The organism is Bifidobacterium sp. LH_730, assembly GCF_056355835.1.
Window position 1 is genome coordinate 40,378 of sequence record NZ_JBKETB010000005.1, and the last position, 15,715, is coordinate 56,092.

At 63.4% G+C, this 15,715-nt stretch carries 9 protein-coding genes; 3 read left to right on the forward strand and 6 right to left on the reverse strand.

What is annotated here, in order from left to right; translation table 11 throughout:
- Nucleotides 1-64 precede the first annotated feature (64 nt).
- The 4 genes from AC1AUD_RS07695 to AC1AUD_RS07710 all read right to left on the reverse strand — a co-directional run bounded on the left by AC1AUD_RS07695 (nucleotide 65) and on the right by AC1AUD_RS07710 (nucleotide 5,169).
- Complete coding sequence (locus AC1AUD_RS07695; RefSeq protein ID WP_476573671.1) at nucleotides 65-997, reverse strand: family 43 glycosylhydrolase; 933 nt, start codon at nucleotides 995-997, stop codon at nucleotides 65-67.
- A gap of 34 nt (nucleotides 998-1,031) precedes the next feature.
- Nucleotides 1,032-2,222, reverse strand: a complete 1,191-nt coding sequence (locus AC1AUD_RS07700) for a glycoside hydrolase family 43 protein (RefSeq protein ID WP_476573673.1) — start codon at nucleotides 2,220-2,222, stop codon at nucleotides 1,032-1,034.
- Between the two features lie 11 nt (nucleotides 2,223-2,233).
- Nucleotides 2,234-3,517 (reverse strand): hypothetical protein, encoded by a 1,284-nt coding sequence (locus AC1AUD_RS07705; RefSeq protein WP_476573674.1) that lies wholly within the window; start codon nucleotides 3,515-3,517, stop codon nucleotides 2,234-2,236.
- Nucleotides 3,518-3,639: 122 nt separating this feature from the next.
- Nucleotides 3,640-5,169: an MFS transporter gene (locus tag AC1AUD_RS07710; protein ID WP_476573676.1), complete on the reverse strand. Its 1,530-nt coding sequence runs from the start codon at nucleotides 5,167-5,169 to the stop codon at nucleotides 3,640-3,642.
- Nucleotides 5,170-5,322: 153 nt separating this feature from the next.
- Here AC1AUD_RS07710 and AC1AUD_RS07715 point away from each other — a divergent pair, with 153 nt between their 5' ends.
- Both AC1AUD_RS07715 and AC1AUD_RS07720 read left to right on the forward strand, forming a co-directional pair.
- Nucleotides 5,323-7,593, forward strand: a complete 2,271-nt coding sequence (locus tag AC1AUD_RS07715) for an extracellular solute-binding protein (RefSeq protein ID WP_476573678.1) — start codon at nucleotides 5,323-5,325, stop codon at nucleotides 7,591-7,593.
- A 365-nt stretch (nucleotides 7,594-7,958) separates the two neighbouring features.
- Nucleotides 7,959-9,326, forward strand: a complete 1,368-nt coding sequence (locus tag AC1AUD_RS07720) for an ATP-binding protein (RefSeq protein WP_476573680.1) — start codon at nucleotides 7,959-7,961, stop codon at nucleotides 9,324-9,326.
- Nucleotides 9,327-9,457: 131 nt separating this feature from the next.
- On the opposite strand, the gene AC1AUD_RS07725 is transcribed toward AC1AUD_RS07720, so the two are convergent.
- Together AC1AUD_RS07725 and AC1AUD_RS07730 are read right to left on the reverse strand one after the other, a co-directional pair.
- Complete coding sequence (locus tag AC1AUD_RS07725) at nucleotides 9,458-11,020, reverse strand: MFS transporter (RefSeq protein WP_476573682.1); 1,563 nt, start codon at nucleotides 11,018-11,020, stop codon at nucleotides 9,458-9,460.
- 120 nt (nucleotides 11,021-11,140) lie between these two features.
- Nucleotides 11,141-13,156 carry a glycosyl hydrolase 115 family protein gene (locus AC1AUD_RS07730; RefSeq protein WP_476573684.1) on the reverse strand — a complete coding sequence of 672 codons (2,016 nt, stop codon included), beginning with the start codon at nucleotides 13,154-13,156 and terminating at the stop codon, nucleotides 11,141-11,143.
- Nucleotides 13,157-13,371: 215 nt separating this feature from the next.
- On the opposite strand from AC1AUD_RS07730, the gene AC1AUD_RS07735 reads away from it, so the two are divergent.
- The gene (locus AC1AUD_RS07735; RefSeq protein ID WP_476573686.1) at nucleotides 13,372-15,693 is read left to right on the forward strand and encodes an extracellular solute-binding protein; all 2,322 of its coding nucleotides are present in this window, start codon (nucleotides 13,372-13,374) and stop codon (nucleotides 15,691-15,693) included.
- Nucleotides 15,694-15,715: the final 22 nt, after the last annotated feature.

Below are 15,715 nucleotides of genomic sequence, written 5' to 3' on the forward strand. Positions count from 1 at the left end.
ACGAAGCGGCTCAGGTTGTTGCCAATTGTTGCACAGCTGTGCCATCACCGACGGCGCGCAGGCCCTATGCCAGCACCGGCAGACCGTCGTCGCCCCAGCGCATGGGGCGGATGATGGTGTTCCGCTTGATTTCGCCGGCCCGCTGGGCATGAAGCGTCACATATTCGGTGCCGTCGTAATCGGTGAAGAAGGCGCAGTGCCCGGGGCCGAACTGGCCCGGCACGCTGGACGAATCCAGCAGCGGGCTCGGATGCTTGCGCCATGAGCTCGGATCAAGCAGGTCCGAGCCCTCATCGGCGACCAGCGCGCCGGTGGCGTAATGCACGCTGACCGCGGCCGCCGCGAAGACCACAACCACCTTGCCATCGTGATGCAGGGCGAACGGCCCTTCGTCCACCATGGCCCCGGCCTGCTCCCAGTCGTATTCCGGAGCGCTGATCTCCACGGGCGCGCTGGTCAGCCTCGTCGGATCGGCCGGGTCAACGGTGGCGATGCGCAACGTGGCGGGCAGGACCTCGGGGCGGACCACGCGGTTCGACCACATCGCATACCACTGGTCCTTCACCACGAACCAAGTCATGTCCAAGCTGATGCCATCCGGTTCCAGCGGCGAGCCATCCGCTCGGGTCACCTCGCGCATGGCCTCCCAATCCCAGCCGTCGCGGCTGGTCGGATCGCCACCTTCGCGCAACGGCATGGCGGTGCACCGCACTTCCTTCCACGAGGCGCCGCGCGCCCAGTTGAGCCACCACCTTCCGCCGATGCGGTGCAGCTCCGGCGCCCACGCCAGCAGATCGTCGCCCAGCAGCGTCACATCCTCGGCATCATGCAATCCCGCCAACGTATGCGACCGACGGATATGCAGATGCTTCTGGTCCTCATCCTCCGCCGTGCCGAACAACAGATAGTCGCCGTCGAACGGCACGACCATCGGATCGGCGCGGGGCTTGTCGAGCGCCGGGAAGGGGAGCGGCTGTCGGATGGTTTCGTTATGCATATCTGCGGCCTTTCTTCGGGTGTAAGGAATTACATTATGCCCGCGGCAGCGTGCCATCGCGGTCGGCGGCGGCAAGGCGGTCATATTCGGCGCGGGTGAGGTTGAGGAATCCGCCATGCTTGGCGAGCGCGCCGAGATGGCATTCGGCACCGGACACGGGGCGCCAGCCGCCGAGACGACAGATTTCGTCCACGTGTTCGGCGGCGCCGGACAGACGCGCCTGGGTTTGGTCGGCGGCACCGGAAACGGCGCCCTCATCCGAGGCAATGCCCTCGTCCACATTGTCTGCGATCATCGCACGATAGCCGGTGTCGGCCACGCCCAACACGTCCACGAAGAGATAGTGCCGGCCGCTGTGGTTGTCGCGCAGCACCTCGGGGCCTTCGGCGCAGCCGGGGTCCGGGTTGCCCAGGCCATGCGCGAAGCCGTCGCCGATGTGATGGCGCATGAAGGTCCACTCGGATTGCGGCGCGTTCCACCAATCGGCCCGGTCGATGCGCTCCTCGAAGATGCCGTTGCCCTTGCCCGAGCCGTTCTGCTTGGTCAGGCGATAGGTGCGCAAGCTCCCGTCGGGCAACTCGCGCTGGAACATCGTGGTGTCGATGGTCTCCGCGCCGTCGTCGATCATCACACCGCCGAAACGATAGCTTTCCTGTGTGAAATCCGTGGTCGTGCCCCACACCATGCGCGGATACATCGTGGCGCGGTCGTATGCGGTCACGTCCTCGCCGCTCGCGCCGAAGGTCGCGGCCCAGTAGAAGACGAACCGCCCTTCCCCGGTGCCCTCGAAATCGTCCACCCACAAGGCCTCGGGCGCCCATGCGATGCCGAAGCGCTTGTCCTCGGCGCCCACGGACACGTCGATCCGCCGCATATCGGACCAGTGCACAAGATCCCGCGATTCCCACACATTGATATAGGTGCTCGTATTGATATGCATGCCCAGCCAGTCGGGCTCGCCCTCGCAGGGATACACGCGCAGATCGGTGGCCAGGATATAGGTCACGCCGGTATGGGGATTGCGCACGACATAGGTGTCGCGCACGCCCTTGGTGCCTTGATCCGAGGCCAGCACCGCCTCTCCGCCGTTCAGCGGACGCCAGCACAGCGGATCGTCGCCCTCGGACAGGTCGAAGTACACCTTCTCGGCATAGCCGTTCGGATCCTCGCGGAAATGGACGAACAGGTAGCCGTAGGGCTCGTCGCCGGCGGCGCCGGCAGCCATATCCACTCCGTTCACCAGACCACCGCCTTCGCAACGCGCACGAAGGTGTCGGAGCAGCCGAAGCGTGCGCCGGATTTGTAGAACCATTCCGTCTTGTCTCCGGAGACGGTGACGCGCAGACGGTAATGCTCGCCCTGCGGCAGGAACGGGCTCGTGTATCGAATCGCATCCTCGACCGGAGCGGGGCCATAGAAGGTGACCACATGCGAGTCGACGACGTTGCCCTCGGCGTCGAGAATCTCGACCGTGCCATAGGCGCCGGAGAGATCCACGTCGGCGTAGAGCGAGATGCGCGCACCATCGAAGGGGAACTCGACCGAGGCACCCGCCACGTTGGAGGCGAAGCGCACGGCCAATTCCTCGCCAGTGAGCTCGGCGCGTTCGCCGGTCTTCGGATCCCAGGAGGTCCAGAACTCCTCCGGCAGACTCAGCTTCTCCCCCGATGCCTTCAGCGGCAGCCACACCTGGGTGGCCGCCGAGACCTGATGCGGGAAGCTCCAGCGGTCGCCCATATACACCGGCTGCGTCGAGCCATCGGCCAGCGTCAGCGGGAAGATGAACGAGCACTGCGAGTCATAGGTGCAGCTGCCCTCCGGCGCGAACAGGCCGCGATTCGTCCACGGGCCGGCCGGCGAGGTCGCGGTCAGATAGAAGTTGTCGTTGCTGCCCCAGCTGGTTTTGTTGGAGAACATGATGTAATAGAGGCCGTCGTCGCCGGCCCCGCGGAACATGGCCGGCGATTCGCCGCCCTCGGCGATGTTCTCGGCGACCTTCTCCTCGGCGCCCAGATAATCGTCGGACAGGCGGTAGATATCGCCCTCGTGCAGCAGCAGATATCCCGCGCCATCCCGGTCCTGGAAACTGCCGATATCCCAGCGCCGGATCGGCTCGCCGTGATATTCCAGCGCGCCGACCAACCGATATGGTCCGGTGATTGTGTCCGCGACGGCCACGCCCACGGTCGGGTCCGAGTATCGCATATCGTCGCAATGCGCCAGCATCACGTATTTGCCGGTTTTCGGGCACTTCATCACCTTCGGACGCTCGCCGATGCGATCCGGCCCCAGCAAACCGCTCTCCTGCGGCGGCAGTGCCAGTCCCTCGAAATGCCAGTTGCACAGGTCCGGCGAGGAATAGCAGGAGAAGCCGTGGAATTTGTTCACGTCATCGCTTTTGTATTCGCCGAACAGATAGTACTTACCGCCATCCTCGACCACGCACACGCCGTGCGCGTTGACGGTTTCGCCGCGCTCGTCGAACCACGGCACGCCGTTCATCACCAGATCGTTGGCCATATCGAAATTCCTTTCAGGTAAGAGAAATGCCCGCCCCTCGTCAAATGGCACTTATTCGAGGGGCGGGCTCCGTCACCAGGCCCGAGGCAGCGGGCGCGGCGACGGCGAATGGAAGACCTCAATCAGTCCTTATCCGGCCAGCACTTCTCGTACTTGACGCCGGTCAGGGACTCGACGACCTTCTTGGTCTCGGGATCGACGTCGGCCTTGGAGCCACCGGCCTTGAGGCGCTCGACCTCCTTGACCAGCACGGAGTGGGTCTGCTTGTTGAGGTTGTAGGTCAGACCGATGATAAGCACGAGCACCATGCCGGCCACGACGATCCACACATAGGAGTTGAGCAGCGCGTCGACGGCGGAGGCGGGCTGGGTCTTGGCCTTGGCGTTGAAGCCGGCGGAGGCCAGGTAGACGCCCAGCAGGGAGATCGCGATGCCCTGGGTCACGCGGCGGAAGAACAGGATGGCGCCCATGTAGACGCCCTCGCGGCGTTCGCGGGTCACGATCTCGTCGATGTCCGGCAGGTAGGGGTAGGCGACCCACACGAGGTAGTACAGATCGCCACGGAAGATCATCCACACGGCCTGCAGCACGTACAGCACCGGGATGAAGGCCGCGCCGAGGGCGTCATGCATCGGCACGAGGGCGGCATATCCGCACAAGCACACGATGGCGCCCACGCAGGCGACGATATAGCCGCCGCGCACGCCGAACTTGGAGAAGATCATGCCGAACAGCGGGGCGGCGAAGGCGCTCAGGATGCTCAGGGCGAGCAGCGAGGAGGCGAGGGCGGCCGAGCCGGAGAGGGCGTAGACGATGAAGAAGGTGAAGCAGTAGTTCGCCACGTCGAGGAAGGACTGCACGAGCAGGTAGATGGCCAGATGCTTCTGGAAGGCGCGCAGGCGCAGCGTGGTGAGGTAGCCGAGGATGATCTTGCCGAGTTCCTTGGCATGGTCGGCCAGGGACTGCTTCTTGCCCATCTCCTCCTCGGTGATGCCCATCTCCTCGGGGGTCTTCTCCCAGGTCGCGGCCACGGAGGCGAGCACGCACAGCGCGAAGAGGATCGTGGTGCCGGTGCCGATGGCGGTGTAGGTCCCCTGGTTCTCGCCGAACCACTTGAGGATGCCGCCGGTGGCCAGCGGCAGGAGGGCGTTGATGATGCCGGGGAACGACGAGCGCATGGTCTGCAGCATGGTGCGCTCTTCGAAGTTGTCGGTCATCTCGGAGCTCAGCGCATAGAACGGGATCATGATGACCTGGTTCATGGCGGTCCAGATGAAGAAGATCGCGAAGTAGTAGCCGTAGGAGAATCCGGGGATCCACATCGTGATGGCCAGCAGCAGGCAGAACGCGCCAAAGACCATGAGCGGACGGCGGCGGCCGAAGCGACGGCCGAACTTCGTGCGGTAGAGATTGTCGGAGACCGCGCCCACAACGATGGCCATCACGGCGGAAAGCACGGTGGCCACGCCCATGATGCCGTTTGCCTGCGCGATGGTCAGACCGCAGAACGTGACCCAGAACAGGCTCAGATACAGCGACTGGATATTGCCATAACCGCCACCATAGATATCGCAGACAGCGAACGCCGCCGCACGCAGTTTGGTGACCTTGCGCTTCGGCTGGGCCGAAGTCACCGCAGTCTGGTCGGACATTGGTTACCCTTTCTCATCATTGATCCCGGCGCATCGGTTGTCGGGTATCGGATGGCTTTATTACAGCATCCGCGAGTAGGTCGGCGAGGTTTTGTTGCATTTGTTGCAGTACAATCATCAGTATTGCGCGATCCACGGCAAGGAGGCCCTGATATGGCACGACCGACGTCAGGCGGCGCCACGATCTACGACATCGCCCGCGAAACCGGGCTGAGCCCCTCCACCGTCTCGCGAGCGCTGAGCAAACCCGGCATGGTGTCGCTGGCCACCGAGCTGACGGTGCGCCGCGCGGCGGAACGGTTGGGATACATCGTGCACCGCGCCGCCGAGATGCCGGCGGCGCGCACCGGCCTCATCGCCTGCGTGCTGCCCGACAATCTCAACCCCGCCTTCGCCGAATGCGCCCATGCGGCGCAATTGGTCTGCAATGCCAAGGGCTTCGAAATGCCGATCATCGACACCATGGAACAGCCCGATGTAGAACTGCGTGCGATCCGCAGACTGGCGCCGCAAGTGGACGGGTTGCTTCTGATTTCTCCACGCTCCGGCGAACCCGAGTTGCGCAAGGTGGCGGCGAATGTGCCGACGGTGCTCGTCAACCGCCGCATCCAAGGATTGCCCAGCGCCAGCAGCGATATGGCAGTCGCGCTGCACACCGCCATGGAGACGCTGCACGCGACGGGCCATGCCGGCATGACGCTGGTGCTGGCGCACGGCGCCTCATGGGCCGGCGAGTATCGCCATCGTCTGATCTGGCAGACGGCCGGCTCCTTCAAGATGAGCTGCCGGCTGATCCGCGGCTGCACGCCGGACGAACGCGGTGGCGAGGCGGCGTTCGCGCAATGGCAGCTGCATCCCACCGATGCGGTGTTCGCCTATAACGATCGCCAGGCGGTCGGATTCCTGCATGCCGCGCAACGCGCGGGCATATCCGTTCCGCAGGATGTCTCGCTGGTGGGTTGCGACGGTCTGCTCATCGCGGAATTGGAGCACCCCTCGCTGGCCACCTTCGCCCTGTTCCAGGAGAAGCTGGGCGATGCCGCAGCCGCGGCGCTGGTGGCGGCGATTCGGCACGAGAAAACAGCCGGACCAGTCGATATCGCCATCCCCGCGGCCTTCCGACCGGGCGAAAGCATCGGACGGCGGGATGGGCGGCCGGTCGCCGAGTGTTCGAGGCTGAGCGCGGATCCGATGGCGGCGCTGCGCCGTTCCAAGGCCGTGTCCCTGACGCTGATGTCCGGCTCACTGGAAGAAATCACACCCGGCGCGGAGGAGTTCTGCCGGCGCTATCCGCAGCTGACCATCGATACGCTCGACGCCGGCTCTCAGGTCGACACGCTCGCCCGATTCTGGAACCGGCTGCAATCGCGTCACAATGTGCCCGACCTGTTCCGCGTGGAATACGACAAGATGCCCGAATTCGCCCTGAACGGACACCTGCTCAACCTGTCGGACGGTCGTCTCGAGGAACGCATGCAAGGCCTGTTCCACCCCTACGCCTGGCAGGCCGCGCACTATGGCAACGGCCTGTTCGGCGTGCCGATGAGTGTGGATTCGACCGTGATGTTCCTGCGGCGGGACCTGCTTGACCGCTTCGGACTGCCAACGCCGACGACCTGGGAGGAATATCACGATATCGGCGTGGAGCTGCACCGACAGGACCCGCTGGCGCATATGGGCTTCATCAACACCACCGACGCCCAGCATTATCTGTCGTTCTTCCGCACGGCCGGAGCTGCGCCTTGGCAGCAGGAGACCCTATCCGATATCTCCCTGGCCTTGGACAGCGAGGGAATGCGCCAGACGGCCGACTTCATCCAGCGCTGCATCGACGACGGCGTGCTGACCGCCGAGCCGGTCACCGCTCCCGGCTTCCGCCGCAAACTCACCGAGGGGCGGTTCGCGGCCATCATTCACGCCAGCTGGTATGCCAATGTGATCACCGTGGCCGATCCCGATGGCGCCGGCCGCTGGAAGGTGGCGTTGCCGCCCCGGGCCAGCGCGGACGGACCGCTGGTCACGGCCACGGTCGGCGGCTCCGTGCTCACCATCAATCCTGCGACCGCGCGATCCAAGCAGAACGCCGCCGTGGCCTTCGCCCTATGGATGGCCTCGAATGCCAAGGCGGTGGCACTCAATCCGCTGCGCACGGTGTCGGCGAGCATGGCGTATCTGAATGACCCGCGGCGGGCCGAAGCCATCGACCCCTACTTCGGGCAGTCGATCCATCGCGTCTATCTCGAATCCATCGCGCATCTCGACCGTTCCTGGCGGCCGCTGCCGTTCATGACGCAGGTGGACGCCGACTTCCATGACGCCATGGTGCCCGAGCTCCGCCCCGGCGGCGATTCGACGGCCGCCCTCGCCGACTGGCAGGAAGGCGCCGCCGGCCACGCCATCGCCCAAGGCTTCTCCGTGCGCTGAGGAAACCCTTTGTGCGCGACTCCCTCGTCGGCAGCAAAATCAAGCCCTCAAGCTTGCTAACTAACAATTATGGTGATCGCTACTAAACAATTATGGTGCTTCCTAGTATGCAATTATGGTAATTGGAACTTCCCTGCGCGCAGTACCTAACAACCGAGCTGGCCTTCACCAACCCTAAACACAAACCATACATAACGACCCATACTGCCGTTTTCGTGCGAAAACAGCGTTCCTTAACTCTTGATTCCGTGCAAAAATAACAGCTCTTTACTCTTGATTCCGTGCAGAATCCCTCATTCCAAAGTATTGATTACGTGATAGTATGACTAAAAATCATTGAAAACACAAGGATTTTGTCAACTCTGATGCTCAGACGAAAATTTTACGACGTTATGCTTGACTGGAAGCGGCGCGACCATGGAACCAGCGCCCTACTCATCGAGGGGGCTCGCCGCGTGGGCAAAAGCACAATCGCCCGCACTTTTGCCGAACGCGAGTATGCTTCCCACCTATTCATAGACTTTTCCGAAGCCCCCGAGGAAGTACGCGAATTATTCACGCGATATCGCCAGGACATCGAGACCTTCTTCTCCTACCTGTTCACGTATTACGAGACCAAGCTGACACCAGGCGATTCCGTCATTATCTTCGATGAAGTGCAAGCATTCCCACCCGCACGAGAATTCATTAAAAAACTCGTTGCCGACGGACGCTTCGATTACATCGAGACCGGTTCCCTGTTGTCAATCCGCCAGAACATAAAGGACATCGTCATCCCCTCCGAAGAACAACCGGAGCAACTGAATCCCCTGGATTTCGAAGAGTTCCTATGGGCCACCGGCAACGACCAACTATCGGAGCTCATTCGTCAATCCTTCGATTCGCGCGACGCCATGCCCAACGCTCTGCATGACAAAGCCATGAGATTACTGCGCGAATACATGCTCGTCGGCGGCATGCCCCAAGCCGTTGACGAATACCTTCGGACCCGAGATTTCGAACAGGTGGATCGCATCAAGCAACGCATCCTCAATCTGTATCGGCAGGACGTGACCAAATTCGCCCGAGGATACGAAGCCAAAGTCACCTCCGTTTTCGATGCCATTCCGTCACAGTTGTCCCATCGGGAGAAAAGGTTCCGCATCACATCCCTGGACCGCAAGGCCCGCATGCGCGACTATCAGGAGGCGTTTTTCTGGCTATCCGACGCACAGGTGACCAATAACTGCTATAACTCCACCGACCCAAACATCGGTCTCGCGCTGAATGCGGACGACGCCAAGGTGAAATGCTATATGGCAGACACCGGACTACTCGCATCCTTGGCGTTCGCCGACCGACGCACAACACCTGCGACCCTGTACCGCGACTTACTGTTCGGGAAAATCTCCCTCAACGAGGGCATGTTCGTGGAGAATCTCGTGGCGCAACAACTGCGCGCCTCCGGACACCGGCTGTTCTTCCACTCGGTGAACGACCGCGACAATGCGGCGAATACCATGGAGATCGATTTCCTCATCACTCGGGAATTCGAGAACGCCGCCATGAAAGCCCGCATCAGCCCCGTGGAAGTGAAATCCGGCACACGCTATAGCACGGTTTCTCTTGACAAATTCAAGGCAAAGTACGGCAAACGCGTCGGGACACAGTTCGTGCTCGCGCCGAAGCAGCTGGCATTCGACAACGCGACCGAACGTATCACCCTGCCCCTGTACATGGCGCACTGTCTATAACAGACCACTGAAGCAACTTGATATGAAAAAACGGGGCGCATGCTGCAACATGCGCCCCGCGTTACCCTTGGGAAGGGTCTCGGAAGCCCGTCGGGCTTCACTCAGCCGTTATATCACCCGGCTCACTCAGCTCACTCAGCCGTCTGCGGCCAGCACTTTTCGTACTTGATGCCGGTGAGCTGCTCGACGACCTTCTTGGTCTCCGGATCGACGTCCTTCTTGAGGCCGCCGGCCTTGAGGCGGTCGATCTCCTTGAGCAGGATGCCGTCGGTGTTCTTATCGAGCTTCATCGTGAAGGAGATGATCCACGCGACCGCAAGGCCGGCGATGATCCACCACACAAGCACCGTGCCGATGGCGTTGACCGCCTGATCGGGCTGCGGCTTGCCGGCCTTGAAGGCCTCCTCGACGAAGCCGTTGGCGCCGAGGAACCAGCCCCAGGCCATCGCGGAAAGGCCAGCGGTGATCTTGCGGGCGAACTGCTGGAAGCCGATGTAGAGGCCGCCGCGGTTCTCGCCGGCCATGATCATGTCGACGTCCGGAATGAACGGGAACACGTTCCACGGGATGAACCAGGTCATGGCGCGGAAGACCAGCCACCAGATCATCACGACGTAAAGCATCACGTTCCACGCGGTGGTGTCGTTGGCGGAGGCGGTCTGCCACAGGCCCCACAGACCCAGCAGGCCGATGATCGCGCCGGCGAAGTTCAGGGAGAACATCTTGCGCGGGCCGAGCTTGGCGAAGATCCAGCCGAACACGGGCTTGAGGGGCTCGCCGATCAGCGCCATGCCGAGCAGGGCGGAGCCGAAGGCGACCGGCTTGTTGAGGTTGTAGAGCACGAAGAACAGCCACACCTGGCCGAAGATGTCCAGGAAGGACTGCCCCAGCAGGTAGATGAGGATGTGCTTGCGGAAGGTCTTGTTGCGAAGGGTGGAGAAGTAGCCGACGAAGATGTCGCCCACGCCCTTGAGCCACTTGCCGAAGTCGAACGATTCCTTCTTCTGGGCCTCGATCGCGGCCTCGTCGAAGCCGGCCTCCTCGGGGGTCAGCTCCCAGGTGGACTTGTAGGCGATGAACACGAACAGCGCGAACAGGCAGATGAAGAAGCCCATGGCGATCGTGTAGGAGGAGGCCTTCTTGTCGCCGAGCGCGTTGAGGAAGGCGGCCATGCCCAGCGGAATCACCGCGGTGGCGATGCCGGAGAACAGCATGCGCGTGGTGCTCAGCATGGTGCGGCCGTTGAAGTCCGTGGTCATCTCGTTGGGGAGCACGGAATACGGGGTCATGATGAGCTGGTTGGCGATGATCCACAGCGCGTAGACCAGGAAGTAGGCCCAGAACGGCATGCCCGGCACGAACATGAGGATCGTGACGATCAGCGTCGGCACGCCGAGCAGGATCAGGAAGCGGCGGCGGCCGAATTTACGGCCGATCTTCCACTTGTAGAGGTTGTCGGACAGGGTGCCGAAAATCAGCGCGGAGAACGCCGCCAGCATGGTGGCGATGCCGACGATGGAGCCGGCCTGCGCGACCTTGAGGCCCGCGAAGGTCGTCCAGAACAGCGTCAGATACGTGGCGATCTGGCCGAAGCCGCCGCCGTAGAAATCGCCGAAAGCGTAGCCGATCGCGTTGATCAGCTTGATCTTGCGGCCTTGGGGCGCCTTGGTCCCCTCGGTTGTTTGCTGTGCCATTACAGCAATCCTTTCCTGTTATCTTCCCTCTCCCCTGGCCGAGGCCGGAAAAGAGTATGGTTGCCCTAGCCGGCGGGCTGCCTCCCGCCGGCCAAGTATTGATATTGTTGGAAAACCGGCTTACTTGCCCCAGGACTTCTTCATGGCCCGGAAAATCTCGTCGTCGGTTTCATGGTTCTCCATGTTCATGATCACGAACACGTTCTTCTCCCACTCGGGGTAGGTGAAGTCGCGCTTCCACTGGAAGTAGTGCGGACCATCGCCGATGGCGCGCAGATAGCCCATGAGCTGGGTCATCACCCACGCGGACTGCTTGACGTCGGTCAGGCAGTCGTTGCGCCAGTAGCCCGCCCACTTGCCGTGCTCGCGGTCGCGCATCGCGCGGTCGCCTGCGGCGAATTCCTCGCGGGCGAGGCCGGCGTTGTAGAAGGCATGGCGGTAGTGCTTGCCATAGGCGGCGATCAGGGCGTCGCACACCAGCGCGGAGGCCTTGACGCAGTGCTCGTAGATGCCCACGGCGACGCCGATGGAGTCACGGATCAGCTCGGCCGCGTCATGCTGGCCGCGCAGTTCGGCGGCGATGGCGGCCATCTCGACCTTGTCGGCAAGCGCCTCGTAGCGGGCGATGGCCGGCTCGCACAGCGAGGCGAAGTGCTCGATCTGCTCGCGCAACGTCTTGCCGTCGTACATCCACTTGAGGTCCTCGGAGGGCGCCTCATGGTCGCGCAGGAACGCGGTGGCGAGCATGCGCGGCACATGGTTGAAGTACTGTTCGCCGGCGTGATCGTCCCAGTTGGGGCCGTAGGGCACGGCGATCTTCCAGTAGTCCTCGTAGAGGTCGAAGACGGCCTGGGCGTTGTCCTCGCCGTAATAGTCGGCGATGTAGTCCCTGGCGACCTGCTCGAAGTCGATCTTGCCGTCGCGCCACACGCTGGCGATCATGTTGAGCATGTAGACATGCGGCTTGATGTTGGAGGCATTGATGATCCACACATCCGCGCCGCCATGCTCGATGACCTGCTCGAGTTCGCCGGCGATCAGACGCGGGTCGTTGCAGATATGCGTGATGTGGTTGGCGGCCTGCAGGTCGTAGAAGCTCGCGTGGAAGTAGATGCCGTTGCGGCCGTCGGACTCGGGCATGGCGGGCACGCGCGGGTTCCAGTTCTCCTGGCGGCGGGAGACCATGCGGCCGAAGCCGTTGTCGGCCCAGATCTTGGCGACGTCCTTCGGATAGGTGAGCACGCCCTTGCGGTAGAGGTCCATGGCCTCGCCGTAGAGGTAGATGCAGCACTGCGCGCCCGGATCCGCCTCCTGCACCAAGTCGTACTGGCGCTGGATGATGTCGGAGAGCACCTTGCCGCGGGCCTCGTCGGTGGCGTAGCGCGGGTCGGCGACCCAGAACGGAGTGTCGCCCTGGCCGCGGAAGCCGAGCGTCCACACGGTGCGCTTGCCCTTCTGCACCTCGATGGCCTCGCGCCAGAGCGCTTCGAAGCGAGGCTCCTCCTCCGGCCACTTCGCCTCGACGCCCGGATAGGCGGCGGCGAACATGCGCGCGCCCAGCGGGCAGGCGTGGTGCTGGTTGATATAGAAGCCCATGTCCTGGGCGAGCTTGAGATGCGGCTCGCCGCGCTGGCCGGAGCCGGGGATGACCATATTGCCGCCGAGGCGGTAGATCGTCTCGAAGGCGAGACGCCACGGCTTGTCCGGGTCGTTGTCGACGGCCCAGTCCTCGAGCAGCACCTCGTCGTTGACGAAAAAGCCCTTGTATCGGGTGGCGGTCGGCTTGCTGGCGGCGGTGAAGTCGTCGGACACCGCGATGGCCTCGACCGGCTCGAAGCGCTGGTCGTTCCAGAACCAGAAGTCCTTGACGCCAAGCAGTTCGCGGCTGACGGCGTAGATGCCATAGATGAAGCCGAAGTCGTCGCCGGCATGCACCTCGATGTCGCCGCCGTTGACCTTGACCTCGAAGGTCTCGACCTCGCGCGGCTCCTCGACGAGCACGATGTCCGCGCCGGGGAGGTCGGAAGGCACGGTGGTCTTGGCGATGTCGCGCTCAAGATCCTCCACCGCGAAGGCGACGGCGGTCGAGATATGCTCGCCGCGCACCGTGGAGTTGGACGTGATGGACACGGTCATAATCCCTCCATGTGGGTTGTGTTGCTCATTCCTCGTCGAACGCCCCGATTGGCCCGAACCGGCTGCCTAGAACAGGGTGTCTCACGTTGACAGGTCCATTGTGCGGTCGCGCGGCTCGGCGGTTGCAAAAGTTGCCGAAGGTTGCCAAAGCGAATTACAATATGGCAACAGTTGGCAACACAGGCAGCGCTGCGGGACACCGAACGGAGGGGACGATGGCGGCATCGCGGAAGGATACGAACGAACGAAACGGCGCGGGCAATGGCGGCAATGCCAACGCCGATACCGGCGCCGACGCGCAGGTGACGATATACGACATCGCCCGCGAGGCCGGCGTCAGCCCCTCCACCGTCTCGCGCGCGCTGTCGAAACCGGGGCGGCTCTCGGCCAAAACGGAGTTCAAGGTGCGGCAGGTGGCCGAACGGCTCGGATATCTCGCCGTGGGCGGCGCCACGCGCAGACCCGATCTGCAATCCACCGGCATGATCGGCGCGGTGGTGCCCGACTGCCGCAATCCCTTCTATGCGAGCATCCTGCATCATCTGCGCGACGCGCTCGACGAACGCGGCTATGGCCTGCTCATCCTCGACACCTCCGGCGAGCATGCGGCGAGCCGCCAGACCATCGCACGGATGACGCGCCTGACCGACGGGCTGGTGTTCCTCTCCTCCACGATGAGCGAGCCGGATCTGAAGCGCGTCGTGATGACGCGGCCGGTGGTGATGGTCAACCGCACGATCACCGGCATCTCCAGCGTCACCGCCGACCCGCGAGACGCCATCGACGCCGCGGTCAAGCGCCTCAAGGACACCGGACACCGCTCGATCTCCTATCTGGCCGGCAATGCGAACACCTGGTCGAGCGAAACGCGTCGCCGCCTCATCCGCACCGCCGCCTACCGCTACGACTTGACGGCCCGCACCGTGCGCGGCTTCGATGTGGATGTGGCCGGCGGCGAGCGCGCGTTCACGCAATACCTCAAACGCCCCACCGACGCGGTGTTCGCCTACAATGACCGCCTGGCCATCGGCTTCATCGCGGCCGCGCGCAAGGGCGGCATGCGCGTGCCGGAGGACGTCTCGGTGATCGGTTTCGACGACATCGAGGAGGCGCAGGCGCTGGCCGCGCCCCTGAGCACCATCGACCAGCATGCCGGGATATTGGGCCGTCGCGCCGCCGAAGCGCTGCTCGACCAACTGGCCTCGGAATCCCCGCGCACCATAAGCCTTATGGAACCGGCTGCCTTCATCGACCGCGAATCCATCTCCCCCACCAAACGTTCGACGCTGCGCCTCGGCCCCTATGTGGATCTCAAATCCCACGGGCACAAGGTGATCACGCTGACCATGCTCTCCAGCCAGTTCAACGAGACGATGCCGCGCCTCGAGGCGTTCATGCGCGCGCATCCGGACATCGCCATCGACCCGATCGAAGGGCATACGCAGGAGCAGACGAACGCCCTGTATTGGGAGCGTGTGTCGAACAACCGCTCGGTGCCCGACCTGTTCAATGTGGAGCGCAACCGGATGCCGCAGTTCGCGGCCGCGGGCGCGCTGCTCGACATCGGCACGCCCAAGGTCGAGGCGACCTGGGGGCCCGAGTTCAACGCAACCGTGTGGGAATCCGCGCATTACGCCGGCGGATTGTATGGCGTGCCGGGCGACTTCGGGCAGACCGTCATGTTCTACCGGCCCGATCTGCTCGAATACTACGGCCTCGACGTGCCGACCACCTGGGACCAGTTCTATGAGGAGGGCGTCAGGCTGCACCAGCGCAATCCGAACCGCTGGATGGGCGTCATCGACACCACCGACGTGCAGCATTACCTCTCGTTCCTACGCATGGCGCACGCCAAGCCGTGGAGCGTCACCGGACCGGATGCGATCGACTTCCATCTCGACGATCCGCTCGTGCGCGACACCGCCGCCTTCATCCAGCAGTGCATCGACGACGGCGTGCTCAAGGCCGAACCCCTGTGGGACGGACGCTACGCCTCCCCCAAGGACGGCACCTACGCGACGCTGGTCTATGCGAACTGGTTCGGCAAGATCCTCGCCTCCTCCTATCCGGCCTCGGCCGGGCGATGGAAGGTCACGCTGCCGCCGAGCTTCTCCGATCCGTCGAGTGTGTGCACGGCCGAGATCGGCGGATCGATGCTCACGATCAGCGCGCGCATCCCGCGCGAACGCCAGCGCGCCGCACTGCGGTTCGCGCACTGGTTCCAGGCCGACCCGGTGTCGGTGGATCTGCGGCCGCTGGGCGGATTCTCGGCGACCAAGTATTTCCAGAACAATCCGAAGGTGCTCGACGCGCTCGACCCGTATTTCGGCCAGCGCACGCACGAGGTGTATTCACGCTCCGCGGATCTGGTGAACCGCGATTGGGATGTCCTGCCCTTCGCCACGCAATTGTCGGCGATGTACCGCGATTCCCTGGTGCCCGCGCTGGCGCCGGGCGGCGGGTCGGCCGTCGTCATCGCGGATTGGGCGCGCGAACTGCCGGCCTATGCGCGCTCGCAGGGTTTTTCGGCGAGCTGAGTGCGCTGATATTGCGCTGATA